Here is a 13,258-nt window from a genome sequence, read left to right on the forward strand (position 1 = left end):
GCGACTTCTGCTTCAACGGCAACCTGATCATGCGCGCGACCGGCGACCGGATGCTGCTGTCGCCGCCGCTCGTGATTTCGCGTCAGGAAATCGATGAACTCGTATCGAAGGCGAAGAAGGCCGTCGATGCGACCGCCCAGCAACTGGGCCTTTCGTAACGACTTTGCCTACAGGCGTGCGGCGGGTGCCGCGCGCCGCCATAACCCAGGGGAATTCCACCATGCGTGCCTGCTTTCTTCGCCAAGCCTGTTCCATCGCGGCCCTTGCCGCGGTGGCCGCGTTCACGTCGGTCGCCAGCCCGTCGGCGCATGCCGACGAGCTGAACGTCTACAACTGGTCCGACTACATCGCACCCGACACGATCCCGAACTTCCAGAAGCAGACGGGCATCCACGTCAAGTACGACAACTACGACAGCGACGACACGCTGCAGGCGAAGCTGCTGGCGGGCAGCTCGGGCTACGACATCGTCGTGCCGACCTCGAACTACATGGCCAAGCAGATCCAGGCCGGCGTGTACCAGAAGCTCGACAAGTCGAAGATCCCGAACCTCGCGAACCTCGACCCGCTGCTGATGAAGATGATCTCGGACGCCGATCCGGGCAACCAGTACGGCGTTCCCTGGGCCTACGGCACCGACGGCATCGGCTACAACGCGCAGGCGGTGAAGAAGGCGCTCGGCGACAAGGCGCCCGTCGACAGCTGGGCGCTGGTGTTCGACCCGGCCAACATGGAAAAGCTGAAGAGCTGCGGCGTGTCGTTCCTCGACCAGGCCGTCGACGTGTTCGCGGCCACGCTGCAGTACATGGGCAAGGATCCGAACAGCAAGAACCCCGGCGACTACCAGGCTGCGTTCGAAGTCCTGAAGAAAGTCCGCCCGTACATCACCCAGTTCAACTCGTCCGGCTACATCAACGACCTCGCGAACAACGACGTGTGCGTCGTGCTCGGCTGGTCGGGCGACGTCGGCATCGCGCACCGCCGCTCGTCGGAGGCGAAGCGCCCGTACGACATCAAGTTCTCGAACCCGAAGGAAGGCGGCCTGCTGTGGTTCGACGTGATGGTGATCCCGAAGGATGCACCGCACCCCGAGGCCGCGCTGAAGTGGATCAACTACGTGTCCGACCCGAAGGTCAATGCGGCGATCACCAACACGGTGTTCTACCCGACCGCGAACAAGGCCGCGCACCCGTTCGTCACGCCGGCCGTCGCGCAGGATCCGACCGTCTATCCGCCCGAGGACGTGCTGAAGAAGATGGTGCTGATGAAGCCGATGCCGGCCGACATCCTGCGCCTCGAGAACCGTCTGTGGGCGCAGCTGAAGACGGGCCACTGATCACGAACCATCACGGCGGCGCAGGCATCGGCTGAACGCCTGCCCGCCAGAGATCCGCGGACGCTTCGTCCGCCCGCGCGCACCGCGCGCTGTTCCATCCGGCACGAGCCGTTGTCCGCGAGTCGCGTTGTACGCCTCGCGCGGGAACGCTCACGCCTGCAATCCGTGAAGAACGAATGGTGACTCCCATGCAATCGATACCCTCTTCCGCTGCCGCACGCCACACCCAACCGGCCGCCGCGGCCCGCACGAAGAACGATGCGTTCGTGCGCATCGAAAACGTCGTGAAGAAGTTCGGCGACAGCACGGCCGTCGACAACGTGAACCTGACGATCGCGAAGAACGAGCTGTTCGCGCTGCTCGGCAGCTCCGGCTGCGGCAAGTCGACGCTGTTGCGCATGCTCGCCGGGCTCGAGACGGCGACCTCCGGCAAGATCTTCGTCGACGGCGAGGACCTCGCGTCGCTGCCGCCGTACCGCCGCCCGGTCAACATGATGTTCCAGTCGTATGCGCTGTTCCCGCACATGTCGGTCGAGTCGAACGTCGCGTTCGGGCTGAAGCAGGAAGGCACGCCGAAAAACGAGATCAAGGAACGCGTGGCCGACGCGCTCGCGCTGGTGCAGATGAGCAAGTACGCGAAGCGCAAGCCGCACCAACTGTCCGGCGGCCAGCAGCAGCGCGTCGCGCTCGCGCGCTCGCTGGTGAAGCGCCCGAAGCTGCTGCTGCTCGACGAGCCGATGTCCGCGCTCGACAAAAAGATCCGCCAGAAGACCCAGCTCGAACTGGTGAACATCATCGAGAAGGTCGACGTGACCTGCGTGATGGTCACGCACGACCAGGAAGAGGCGATGACGATGGCGAGCCGCCTCGCGGTGATGAGCGAAGGCAAGATCGTGCAGATCGGCACGCCGGGCGAAGTGTACGAATACCCGAACAGCCGCTTCTCGGCCGAGTTCATCGGCTCGACGAACCTGTTCGAAGGCCGGGTGGTCGAGGACGAACCCGATCACATCTTCGTCGAAAGCGACGACCTCGAGGCACGCATGTACGTGAGCCACGGCGTGACCGGCCCGCTCGGGATGCCGGTCGGCATCTCGGTGCGGCCGGAGCGCGTGCACGTATCGCGCGAGAAGCCGGGCTCGCATCACAACTGGGCGCGCGGCGTGGTGACCGACATCGCGTACATGGGCGCCTACTCGCTGTATCACGTGCGTTTGCCGAGCGGCAAGACGGTCGTGTCGAACCTGTCGAGTTCGCACCTGATGCACGACAGCGCGCCGGCGTGGAACGACGACGTGTTCGTGTCGTGGTCGCCGGCCAGCGGCGTCGTGCTGACGCAGTGAGGACGACATGATGAGAACTTCCGCCTCCACTCCGTCCGCGCCGGTTTCGACCGGTACCGCCGCAACGACACAGGCTTCGAAGCGCCGCAGCCGCTTCGCCGCGCTGTCGCGCTTCCTGCCGTCGGGCCGCGGCGTCGCGATCGGCGTGCCGTTCCTGTGGCTCGTGATCTTCTTCGCGCTGCCGTTCGTGCTGGTGTTCAAGATCAGCTTCGCCGACCAGGTGATGGGGATCCCGCCGTACACGTCGCTCGTCGAGATCAAGGACGGCGTCGTGCACTTCGCGCTGCAGCTGTCGCACTACGCGTTCCTGCTGCAGGACGACCTGTACATCGCGACCTATCTCAGCTCGCTGAAGATGGCCGCCGTGTCGACGCTGCTGTGCCTGCTGATCGGATTCCCGATGGCGTACTACATCGCACGCTCGGAGCCGGGCCGGCGCAACGTGCTGATGATGGCCGTGATGCTGCCGTTCTGGACGTCGTTCCTGATCCGCGTGTACGCATGGATCGGGATCCTGAAGGATGACGGCCTCCTGAACCACACGCTGATCGCGCTCGGCATCATCCACACCCCGCTGCGCCTCTATCACAGCGACGCGGGCGTCTACATCGGGATGGTCTATTCGTACCTGCCGTTCATGGTGATGCCGCTCTACGCGCACCTCGTGAAGATGGACCTCACGCTGCTCGAGGCCGCCTACGACCTCGGCGCGAAGCCGTGGGTCGCGTTCACGCGCATCACGCTGCCGCTGTCGAAGAACGGGATCATCGCCGGCAGCCTGCTGGTGTTCATCCCGGCAGTCGGCGAGTACGTGATTCCGGAACTGCTCGGCGGCGCCGACACGCTGATGATCGGCCGCGTGATGTGGGATGAATTCTTCAACAACATGGACTGGCCGATGGCGTCCGCGGTGACGGTCGCGATGGTGCTGCTGTTGCTGGTGCCGATGGCGCTGTTCCAGTACTACCAGGTCAAGGAACTGGAGGAAGCGAAATGATCAAGCCGAGCAAACCGCTGTCGACGGGCGTCCTCGCCTTCGGCTTCCTGTTCCTGTACATCCCGATCATCAGCCTGGTCGTGTACTCGTTCAACGAGTCGAAGCTGGTGACGGTGTGGTCGGGCTTCTCGCTGAAGTGGTACGCGGCGCTGTGGCAGGACGACGAGCTGCTCACCGCCGCGTGGCTGTCGCTGAAGATCGGCCTCCTGACGGCCACCGCGTCGGTCGTGATCGGCACGTGGGCGGGCTTCGTGCTCGCGCGCTTCGGCCGCTTCAAGGGCTTCACGCTGTACACGGGGATGATCAACGCGCCGCTGGTGATTCCGGAGGTGATCCAGGGGATCTCGCTGCTGCTGCTGTTCGTTGCGCTGGAGCAGATGTTCGGCTGGCCGAAGGGCCGCGGGATGGTGACGATCTGGATCGGCCACGTGATGCTGTGCGTGTCGTACGTGGCGATCATCGTGCAGTCGCGCGTGAAGGAGATGAACAAGTCGCTGGAGGAAGCCGCGCTCGACCTGGGTGCGACGCCGCTGAAGGTGTTCTTCGTGGTGACGCTGCCGCTGATCTCGCAGGCGCTGCTGTCGGGCTGGCTGCTGTCGTTCACGCTGTCGATCGACGACCTGGTGCTGTCGGCGTTCCTGTCGGGGCCGGGCTCGACCACGCTGCCGCTGGTGGTGTTCTCGCGCGTGCGGCTCGGGCTGAACCCGGAAATGAACGCACTGGCGACGCTGTTCATCACCGCGGTGACGATCGGCGTGATCGTCGTGAACCAGATGATGATCGCGCGCGAACGGCGCCGGGTGGCCGACATGAAGGCGGCGTTCGCGGCGGCCTGACGCCCCGCTTCCCTTTTCATCGATAACAAGACCCGCGCGCCGCGAGAAGCGGCGCGCGGGCCGATCACAGATTGACCAAGCGCACGACAAGGAGAATCCGCAATGAAGAAGAAACTGATCTGCCTGCTGGTGGCCGGCGCGTTGCCCGGCATCGCGCTGGCCGACTCGACCTCCGCCGAAATCAAGGCACTGCAGGCGCAGGTCGCCGCGCTGCAGAAGCAGATGAAGGCCATGCAGGCGCAACTCGCCGCGAAGCCGGGCGGCACCCCGGTCGCGCAGGCCGGCGCGACGATCGCGGCTAAGCCGGTGATCGTGGCCGCAGACCCGTCCTCGCCGGACTACGGCAAGGCTCAAGCCACGCTGACCAACGACGAAGTCAGTGAAATGAAGCAGCAGATCGCGAACCAGCAGCTGAAGGTCGACTCGCTGACGGACGCGGCCAACACCGGGCCGCTCGCGGGCCTGTCGGTCACCGGCTACATCGACCCGACCTACATCTACAACCGCGCGGCCGGCACGTCGTCGTTCCTGTTCGCGAACCACGAGAACGCGTACAACTACTTCAACAGCACGTTCGGCGATCTCTACCTCGACATCAAGAAGACCTTCGGCGTCGGCCCGATGGCGCCGTCGGCGGAGATCACGCTGATGCCGAACCGCGGCAACGGCATCACGCTGCTGCAGAACTCGCGCGGCTCGATCACCGACAACCTGCTGAACACCGCGGTCGTCAACGTGCCGATCACCGCCGAGACGACGCTGGTCGCCGGCTTGATCCCGAGCTTCGGCGGCTACGAGGTGCAGCAGTCGAACCAGATGCTCACGCTCACGCACAACCTGCTGTACGATTTCTCGGATCCGGGCAGCTACGTCGGTGTCGGCGCGAACTACACGAAGGGCGCCTGGGCGTGGAAGTTCTTCCTCGGCAACGAGCAGTACCGCACGTACGGTTCGGTCACGCAGACGGGCACCAACGCGCTCGGCGACCCGATCTCCACCAGCAACAAGGTGCCGACCTTCACCGCGCGCGCGGACTACACGTGGTCGAGCGCGCTCGACATCGGCGGTTCGTTCAACATCGGGCGGCAGACGCTGGCGAGCGCGATCGACGACCAGGGCAACGTCCACTACGGCCCGGGCGGCGCGGCACCGAGCGCCTACGGTTCGTTCTTCTTCGGCGAACTCGACGCGACCTACACGCTCGCCGACATTCAGTACAACGCCGAAGTCGACTACGGCCGACAGCAGCATGCGGCGTTCAACGGCGGGCTCGCGCAGTGGTACGGCCTGTCGCTGCTCGCGCACCGCAAGTTCAACGCGCCGGTGGTCGGCCGCATGGGCGTGACGCTGCGCTACGACCTGCTCGCCAACTCGAAGAACGGCGGCGGCGGCGGCGGTATCGCGCTGAACGGCAACGGGATGGATCCGAGCAACGGCTTCGGCGTCGACGCGGACTGTCTCGCGCAGTCGAAGGCCGGCGGCGGCCTGGGCTTCGAGTGCAAGGGCGCGGTGCGCCAGGACGTCGCACTCGACCTGCTGTTCTATCCGACCCAGCAGATCACCGTGAAGGTCGAATACCGGCACGACTGGGCGAACAACAAGGTGTTCCTGCGCAACGACGGTTCGTACGGCAAGTCCAACGACCTGCTCGCGACGCAGTTCATCTATTCGTTCTGATGCGGGCCGCGCGGGACGCCCTGCCGCGCGCATGGCGTCCCGCATCGTTTCACCCGGCCGGATCGCGGTGCGTCGCGCACCGGCGCCGGCCGTCTTCGACGGAGTCGGTTTGATGACGCAGTCTTTCACCCGCCGCGCCGACGCGCTCGCGCGCGACTCGTACTACGAAGCAACCGCCACGCGCCCCGTGGCCGACGACCCCGTGCTCGAGGAAGCGATCGACGTCGACGTGTGCGTGATCGGCGCGGGCTTCGCGGGCCTGTCGACGGCGCTCGATTGCCGTGCGCGCGGGCTGTCGGTCGCCGTGATCGATGCGCATCGGCCCGGCTGGGGCGCATCGGGCCGCAACGGCGGACAGGCGATCACGGGTTTCGCGAAAGACGAGGTGATCGAGCAGCAGCTCGGCGCCGCCGGCGCACGCGCCGCGTGGTCGCTGTCGCTCGACGGCGTCGCGCTGATCGCCGAGCGGATCGCGCGCCACGGCATCGACTGCGACTTCACGCGCGGCTACCTGACGGTCGCGACCAAGCCGCGCCGCATCGACGACCTGCGCGCCTGGATGGATGCCGCGCGCTCGCGCTGGGGCCATCCGTCGCTGTCGTGGCTCGATACCGGCGAAATCCGCGCGCGCATCGCGTCGCCGCGCTATCTGGCGGGCGTCTACGATCCGCTGTCGGGCCACCTGCATCCGCTCAAGTATTGCCTCGGCCTCGCCGAGGCCGCGCGCCGCGAAGGCGTCGCGCTCCACGCGCACACGCCCGCGCTCGACGTCGTGCGCGGCGCCCGGCCGGTGGTGCGCACGCCGTCGGGCGAGGTGCGCTGCCGCTTCGTCGTGTCGTGCTGCAACGCGGGCCCCGGCGGCATCCTGCCGGCCGCGACCGCCGCGCGCATCGCGCCGGTCGCGTCGTACATCATCGCAACCGAACCGCTCGGCCGCGCGCGCGCCGACGCGCTGATCGCGCAGCGCGAAGCCGTGTGCGACAACAACTTCTTCCTCGACTACTTCCGGCTGTCGGCCGACCACCGGATGCTGTTCGGCGGCCGTGCGAACTCCGCGGGCGCGTCGCCCGACACGCTCGCCGACACGATCCGGCAGCGCATGGTCGGCGTGTTCCCGCAGCTCGCCGACGTGCGCGTCGACCACGCGTGGGGCGGCTTCGTCGACGTCACGCGCAACCGCGCGCCGGACTTCGGCGCGCTCGATCCGAACTTCTTCTACGTCCAGGGCTTCAGCGGGCACGGCGTCGCGCTGACCGGCATCGCCGGACGCGCGATCGCTGGCGCGATCGCGGGCGACACGCGCGCGTTCGACCTGTTCGCGCAGCTGCGCCACCGGCGCTTTCCCGGCGGCGACGCATGGCGGCAGCCCGCGCTCGAACTCGGGATGCTGTATCACCGCGTGCGCGAGCTGTTCTGAGTCCCCTTCATTCGTTTTCCTGATCATGCAGACATTCGCCAACCAGCCGCACGTCGCGTCGTACTACGCGGCGACCGCCAACGATACGACCCGCCATGCGCCGCTCGCCGGCGCGACCGACGCCGACGTGTGCGTGATCGGCGCGGGCCTCACCGGCTTGTCCGCCGCGCTCAACCTCGCCGAGCGCGGCCATTCGGTGACGGTACTCGAGGCATCGCGGGTCGGATGGGCGGCGAGCGGGCGCAACGGCGGCCAGCTGATCGGCGGCTTTGCATGCGACATCGACACGTTCGGCAACTTCATGCCGGAAGGCGACGTGAAGCGGATCTGGGACATGGGGCTCGAAACGCTGTCGCTCGTGAAGTCGCGCATCGCGAAGCACGACATCGACTGCGCGCTCGTGCCCGGCTACCTGACCGCCGCGAACACCGAGCGCGACGCGGATGCGCTGAAACGCTGGCGCGACGAGGCCGCGAAGCGCTTCGGTTACGACCGCTTTCATTTCGTCGAAGCGGACGAACTCGGCGACTACGTGCAATCGGCGCGCTATCGCGGCGGCCTGTACGACCCCGACAGCGGCCACCTGCATCCGCTGAACTACACGCTCGGGCTCGCGCGCGCGGCCGCCGACGCGGGCGTGCGGATCCACGAGGACAGCTGCGTGACGCGCGTGCGCGACGTGTCGGGCGGCCACGTCGTCGAGACCGGCCAGGGGCAGGTGCGCGCGCGCTTCGTGGTGCTCGCGTGCAACACGTACGTCGGCACGCTCGCGCCCGCGCTGTCGAAGAAGATCATGCCGGTCGGCACCTACGTGATCGCGACCGAGCCGCTCGGCGCGGCGCGCGCCGCCGTGCTGATGCCCGCGCGCGCGGCGATCTGCGACAGCCGCTTCGTGCTCGACTATTTCCGGCCGGCGCCCGACACGCGGCTCGTGTGGGGCGGCAAGGTCAGCTATTCGACGCGGGAGCCGCGCAATCTCGCCGACGCGATGCGCGCGGACATGCTGAAGACGTTCCCGCAGCTCGCGGACGTGAAGGTCGACTACGCATGGGGCGGCTTCGTCGACATCACGATGAACCGCGCGCCGCACTTCGGGCGCGTCGCGCCGACGCTGTATTTCGCGCAGGGTTTCTCGGGGCACGGCGTGAACACGACCGCGCTCGCGGGCAAGCTGATCGCCGAGGCGATCGACGGCCAGGCGAGCCGCTTCGACCTGTTCGGCAAGATCCGGCATCGCGACTTCCCCGGCGGCGCGACGCTGCGCACGCCGGCGCTGGTGCTCGCGATGAGCTGGTACCGGCTGCTCGACGCGTTCGGCATGCATTGAGCGGCGGCGCACGGCACGACGCACGCGACGTACCGGCCACGCAAAACGGCCGCGCAAGCGCGGCCGTTTCATCGAATCTCGCGGCTTCGGCACGGCATGCAGGCGACCTTGCCTGCCCGACGCGCCGAAGCCGAGGTCCGCGCGCCGGTCAGTCGGTCCCGTACTTCGGCGAACGCGGCCCGTACAGCAGCCCGTTCGGCGGCCCCGCGGACAGCAGCCTGCTGCTCGTCAAACCGGCCACATCGTGCGCTTCGTCGGTCAGCGAATGCGCGACCTGCTTGACGGCCGCCTGCACCAGCATCCCGACGACCCCGAACGCGTTGACGCTCATGTTGTTGCCGACTTCCTTGCCGGTCGCACGGCCCTCGCCCTGCCACAGCACGTCGCCGGTCTTCAGGTCGACGAGCTTCGCCGACGCCGCGACCACCGTCGTGCTGTCCACCACCTGGTAGACGGATCCGTATTGCGTGATCTTCGCGTACAGCGCGGCGTCCGCGCCGAAGATTTCGCGCAGCTTCGCCGGCGACGTGCCCTGGATTTCCGCGGCGTTCGTGAGGCCGTTCTGCTTGAACGTCTCGTCCATCACCGCGACCGGCACCACGTAGTAGCCCGACTCGGCCAGCGGCTGCGTCATCTGCGACAGCACACCGTAGGTCGCGCCGACATCGGTCGTCTCGTTGAGCGGCGGCAGCACGAGGATCGAGCGCGGCTGGCTCTTCTTGAAGGCCGTGTAGTCGGGGCGTTTGACGGGCTGCGCGCACGCGCTCAACAGCGCGACGATCGACAGTACGGACAGCAGCTTGAATGAAAGTGTCTTGATCATGGCAGGCACGTCACTGTTTGGCGGGAGTCGGATCGGCATTCTTCTGGCCGGCGATCGTCTGGCCGGCGGCCGACGGATTCGCGGCCTTCGCGGCCTTCGCGTCGCCGGCTTTCTTCTTCATCAGGAAATCCATGAACGACGCGGATTCCGGAAAGAGCGCCTTCTCGGCCTGGAATTCCTGCGCGGCCTGCTGTTCGCTGCCGACGCTCGCGTAGAGCATCCCGAGATGCGCATGGAAGCCCGGCGGCGGCGTCTTGCCCTTCGCGCGAATCTCCTGCAGCGCCTTTTCGAGCGCGTCGATCTGCTCCTGCGGGGACTTCTGCCCCTTGAAGTATTCGTACACCTGCGGCTGATAGCCGTTCCATTGATAGAGCGGCGGCGTGGTCGGCGCCGCGCAGCCCGCGAGCAGCATGACGGCCGCCGTCGCCGGCAGCCAGATTCCCCGTTTCATGGTCTTGTCTCTTCTGGTTGGTGAATGATTCGTCGCGCCGTACTGCGCACGGCGCCTACTGCGGTGCCTTCAGCGTGCCGGCGTCGACCTGGTCGACGAGATGATTCACGGCTTCCTGGATCGCGAGGTCCAGCACCTTGCCGTTGAGCGTCGAGTCGTAACCGGCCGTGCCGCCGAAGCCGATCACTTCGCGGTTCGACAGGCTGAACTCGCCCGCGCCCTGGCTCGACGCGACGACTTCCGACGTCGTCGTGTCGACGATGTTCAGGTTGACCTTCGCATACGCGACCTGCGTCTTGCCGCGGCCGAGAATACCGAACAGCTGGTGATCGCCGACGTCCTTGCGGCCGAACTCCGTCACGTCGCCGGTCACGACGTAGTTCGCGCCCTTCACCGCCTGCGCCTTCTTCATGAAGCCGGCTTCCTGCTTGATCTCGTCGAGGTTCTCGCGATCGAGCACGTTGAAACGGCGGCTCTGCTGCAGGCGCGTGACGAGGATCGTCTTCGCCTGTCCGCCGAGGCGGTCGATGCCGTCCGAGAAGATGCCGCGCATGTAGCTCGAGCGGTTGTCGAACTTGCCGACCGCGATCGCGACGGGCTTGCCCGCGTACGGCTTCTGCGCGCTGCTCACGGCCGGCACGTCGAGCGTGCGCGACGACTCGGTCGCGCAGCCGGACAGCGCCGCGACGAGCGCCGCCGCCACGAGAACGGTGCGTCGTGTCTGAATGTTCACTGCGGGTCTCCTTACGTGAAAAGATTGCCCGGAACGGGCTCGCCGGCTTGCCGACAAACCGGCGGTCGATGCGATGATCGAAGCGGCCGGGGCGCGCATCGGCGCGCGCGCGACTTCATCGCCCGGACGGCGATGGAGATGGCGGCATGCGAAGGGAAATTGCACGCAACGGACGTGTTGCGGCGAGACGCGAACGCGCGGCGCATGGATCGACGACCCCGCTTGCGCCGGCTACCGCGTGATTCTGGTTACTGCGCTGTTGATCGCGCATGATCGGCCCCGTATATGATTTTGGCCGATCATACCAAGTCTGATTGTCGAGACGGGATTTCTTTAGAAGAATTGACGATCTTTACAAATCGCCGCGGATCCGTGGTGCGTCACACGCCAGCGGAGCGTGTGCGGGACGCCCGCGCCGGCCCGCGAGCCGGCGCGCCGCTGGCGGTCAGTCGGCCACCTTCTGCCGCATCGTCACGAACTCCTCGGCCGCGGTGGGGTGAATGCCGATCGTATCGTCGAATTGCGCCTTCGTCGCGCCCGCGCGAATCGCGATCGCGATGCCCTGGATGATCTCGCCCGCGTCGCGGCCGACCATGTGCGCGCCGATCACGCGCTGGCTGTCGCGCGCGACCACCAGCTTCATCAGCGTGCGCTCGTTGCGGCCCGACAGCGTGTGGCGCAGCGCCTTGAAGGACGTGCGGTAGATGTCGACGTCACCGTGCACGCGACGCGCATCGGCCTCGGTCAGGCCGACCGTCGCGACCTCCGGCTGGCTGAACACGGCCGACGGGACGTAATCGTGATCGGCCGCGACGCGTGCGCCGCCGAACAGCGTGCGCGCGAGCAGCGCGCCGTCGCGCGTCGCCACCGGCGTGAGCTGCGGCCGCGACGTGACGTCGCCGAGCGCATGGATCGAAGGCACCGACGTCGCCGAATACGCATCGACCGCGATCGCGCCGCGCGCGTCGAGCATGACGCCCGCGCGCTCGAGGCCGAGCCCTTCGACGTTCGGCACGCGGCCGGTCGCATAGAGCACCGCGTCGTACGGCCCGTGCTGCGCGTCGCCGACGTGCACGGAGAGCGTGCCGTCGTCCGCGCGCGCGATCGACTCGACCACCGCGCGCGCGTGGATCGCGACGCCCTGCTTCGTCATTTCGTCGGTGAGGAACTGGCGCACGTCGTCGTCGAAGCCGCGCAGGATCTTCTCGCCGCGATAGAACAGATCGACCTGGCTGCCGAAGCCGTTGAAGATGCCGGCGAACTCGACCGCGATATAGCCGCCGCCGACCACCGCGATGCGCTTGGGGCACGCCGGGAGCGACAGCGCCTCGCGCGACGTGATCGCATGCTCGATGCCGGGACGGTGCGGCAGCGCCGGCCGCGAGCCGGTCGCGATCGCGATGTGGCGCGCGCGGATGGTGCGCTCGCCGATCGCGACCGTATGCGCGTCGACGAGGGTCGCGCGTCCTGCGTGCATCGCGACGCCGGATTGCCGCAGCAGGTCGATGTAGATGTCGCTGAGCCGGTTGATCTCGCGATCCTTCGCGGCGATCAGCGCGGACCAGTCGAGCGTGCCGGCGCCGAAGGTCCAGCCGAAGCCCTTCGCATCGTCGAGTTCGTGCGGATAGTGCGATGCGTAGACGAGCAGCTTCTTCGGGATGCAGCCGCGCAGCACGCAGGTGCCGCCGATCTGCTCCTGTTCCGCTATGCCGACGCGCGCGCCGTATGACGCCGCCATCCGGGCGAGCCTCACGCCGCCGGAGCCGGCCCCGATGACGAACAGGTCGTAGTCGAAATCCATCGCAAGCCCTCATCGCAGTTCGGATGACGGCACGATAGCAAGATTCGGGAATTCGTGCGGAACGTGGCGCCGCAGGACGCGCGCGCCATAAAAAACGGCGAGAGACGTTGCCTCTCGCCGGTCAAACCGGCTGCCGGGTGTGCCATGCGTCACCGATCGACCACATGCCCGGCCTGCCGGCCGCGCGGCACCGGTCCGCCCGGATGCGCGAACGGCGCACCCGCGGCGGGACCAGCCGCCTTGCTCAGGCCTGCGACGTGTCGCTGCCGTCCGTCGCCTGCGTATCGTCTGCCTGCTGCGGCTGCTCTTCCTTCTTCTCGAGCATGCCTTCGATCGCCTCGGCGCCCTTGAAGCCGGCGACGGCCGCCGCCGCCTTGGTCAGCAGGCCCGCATCCGGATCGACCTTCTCCGCCGCCTCGACGGCTGCCACTGCGCCAGCGATTTCACCCACGGTGTTCAGGATACCCATCGTCATCCCCTTTCAAGAAATTCGTGAGCGCATCGTCCCACGAAAAAA

At 67.2% G+C, this 13,258-nt stretch carries 12 protein-coding genes and 1 pseudogene; 8 read left to right on the forward strand and 5 right to left on the reverse strand.

Annotated elements, in window-relative coordinates; translation table 11 throughout:
• The 8 genes and pseudogenes from DIE12_RS14705 to DIE12_RS14740 form a co-directional block, all read left to right on the forward strand.
• Positions 1-158, forward strand: a pseudogene (locus tag DIE12_RS14705) (aspartate aminotransferase family protein); the annotation flags it as partial.
• Positions 159-220: 62 nt separating this feature from the next.
• On the forward strand, positions 221-1,336 hold the full coding sequence (locus tag DIE12_RS14710; protein ID WP_124486634.1) for a polyamine ABC transporter substrate-binding protein: 1,116 nt from the start codon (positions 221-223) through the stop codon (positions 1,334-1,336).
• Between the two features lie 188 nt (positions 1,337-1,524).
• The gene (locus tag DIE12_RS14715) at positions 1,525-2,679 is read left to right on the forward strand and encodes an ABC transporter ATP-binding protein (RefSeq protein WP_124486635.1); all 1,155 of its coding nucleotides are present in this window, start codon (positions 1,525-1,527) and stop codon (positions 2,677-2,679) included.
• 10 nt (positions 2,680-2,689) lie between these two features.
• On the forward strand, positions 2,690-3,676 hold the full coding sequence (locus DIE12_RS14720) for an ABC transporter permease subunit (protein WP_124520605.1): 987 nt from the start codon (positions 2,690-2,692) through the stop codon (positions 3,674-3,676).
• Complete coding sequence (locus tag DIE12_RS14725) at positions 3,673-4,512, forward strand: ABC transporter permease subunit (RefSeq protein WP_044847895.1); 840 nt, start codon at positions 3,673-3,675, stop codon at positions 4,510-4,512. The genes DIE12_RS14720 and DIE12_RS14725 overlap by 4 nt, the downstream gene beginning before the upstream one ends.
• A gap of 102 nt (positions 4,513-4,614) precedes the next feature.
• Complete coding sequence (locus DIE12_RS14730) at positions 4,615-6,189, forward strand: DUF3138 family protein (RefSeq protein ID WP_124520515.1); 1,575 nt, start codon at positions 4,615-4,617, stop codon at positions 6,187-6,189.
• 112 nt (positions 6,190-6,301) lie between these two features.
• Positions 6,302-7,606, forward strand: coding sequence for an FAD-binding oxidoreductase (locus DIE12_RS14735; protein ID WP_124520516.1), 1,305 nt, complete (start codon positions 6,302-6,304; stop codon positions 7,604-7,606).
• 25 nt (positions 7,607-7,631) lie between these two features.
• The gene (locus tag DIE12_RS14740) at positions 7,632-8,933 is read left to right on the forward strand and encodes an FAD-binding oxidoreductase (protein WP_124520517.1); all 1,302 of its coding nucleotides are present in this window, start codon (positions 7,632-7,634) and stop codon (positions 8,931-8,933) included.
• 148 nt (positions 8,934-9,081) lie between these two features.
• On the opposite strand, the gene DIE12_RS14745 is transcribed toward DIE12_RS14740, so the two are convergent.
• From DIE12_RS14745 to DIE12_RS14765, 5 genes are all read right to left on the reverse strand, one after another.
• Positions 9,082-9,756 (reverse strand): DUF799 domain-containing protein, encoded by a 675-nt coding sequence (locus DIE12_RS14745; RefSeq protein ID WP_044847891.1) that lies wholly within the window; start codon positions 9,754-9,756, stop codon positions 9,082-9,084.
• A 10-nt stretch (positions 9,757-9,766) separates the two neighbouring features.
• Positions 9,767-10,207 carry a DUF4810 domain-containing protein gene (locus DIE12_RS14750; RefSeq protein ID WP_124520518.1) on the reverse strand — a complete coding sequence of 147 codons (441 nt, stop codon included), beginning with the start codon at positions 10,205-10,207 and terminating at the stop codon, positions 9,767-9,769.
• A 55-nt stretch (positions 10,208-10,262) separates the two neighbouring features.
• Positions 10,263-10,934, reverse strand: coding sequence for a CsgG/HfaB family protein (locus DIE12_RS14755; protein WP_185500359.1), 672 nt, complete (start codon positions 10,932-10,934; stop codon positions 10,263-10,265).
• A gap of 451 nt (positions 10,935-11,385) precedes the next feature.
• A complete protein-coding gene (gene gor, locus DIE12_RS14760) occupies positions 11,386-12,741 on the reverse strand; it encodes a glutathione-disulfide reductase (RefSeq protein ID WP_124520519.1) in 1,356 nt (451 codons plus the stop codon).
• Between the two features lie 244 nt (positions 12,742-12,985).
• Positions 12,986-13,210 carry a hypothetical protein gene (locus DIE12_RS14765; RefSeq protein ID WP_014895816.1) on the reverse strand — a complete coding sequence of 75 codons (225 nt, stop codon included), beginning with the start codon at positions 13,208-13,210 and terminating at the stop codon, positions 12,986-12,988.
• Positions 13,211-13,258 lie beyond the last annotated feature (48 nt).

This window comes from Burkholderia sp. Bp9015 (assembly GCF_003853505.1).
Taxonomy (GTDB): Bacteria; Pseudomonadota; Gammaproteobacteria; order Burkholderiales; family Burkholderiaceae; genus Burkholderia.

Coding starts and splice junctions, on each gene's coding strand:
- DIE12_RS14725 (WP_044847895.1), top strand. CDS start 3,673: ATGATCAAGCCGAGCAAACCGCTGTCGACGGGCGTCCTCGCCTTCGGC.
- gor (WP_124520519.1), bottom strand. CDS start 12,741: ATGGATTTCGACTACGACCTGTTCGTCATCGGGGCCGGCTCCGGCGGC.
- DIE12_RS14715 (WP_124486635.1), top strand. CDS start 1,525: ATGCAATCGATACCCTCTTCCGCTGCCGCACGCCACACCCAACCGGCC.
- DIE12_RS14765 (WP_014895816.1), bottom strand. CDS start 13,210: ATGGGTATCCTGAACACCGTGGGTGAAATCGCTGGCGCAGTGGCAGCC.
- DIE12_RS14750 (WP_124520518.1), bottom strand. CDS start 10,207: ATGAAACGGGGAATCTGGCTGCCGGCGACGGCGGCCGTCATGCTGCTC.
- DIE12_RS14730 (WP_124520515.1), top strand. CDS start 4,615: ATGAAGAAGAAACTGATCTGCCTGCTGGTGGCCGGCGCGTTGCCCGGC.
- DIE12_RS14735 (WP_124520516.1), top strand. CDS start 6,302: ATGACGCAGTCTTTCACCCGCCGCGCCGACGCGCTCGCGCGCGACTCG.
- DIE12_RS14745 (WP_044847891.1), bottom strand. CDS start 9,756: ATGATCAAGACACTTTCATTCAAGCTGCTGTCCGTACTGTCGATCGTC.
- DIE12_RS14710 (WP_124486634.1), top strand. CDS start 221: ATGCGTGCCTGCTTTCTTCGCCAAGCCTGTTCCATCGCGGCCCTTGCC.
- DIE12_RS14740 (WP_124520517.1), top strand. CDS start 7,632: ATGCAGACATTCGCCAACCAGCCGCACGTCGCGTCGTACTACGCGGCG.
- DIE12_RS14720 (WP_124520605.1), top strand. CDS start 2,690: ATGAGAACTTCCGCCTCCACTCCGTCCGCGCCGGTTTCGACCGGTACC.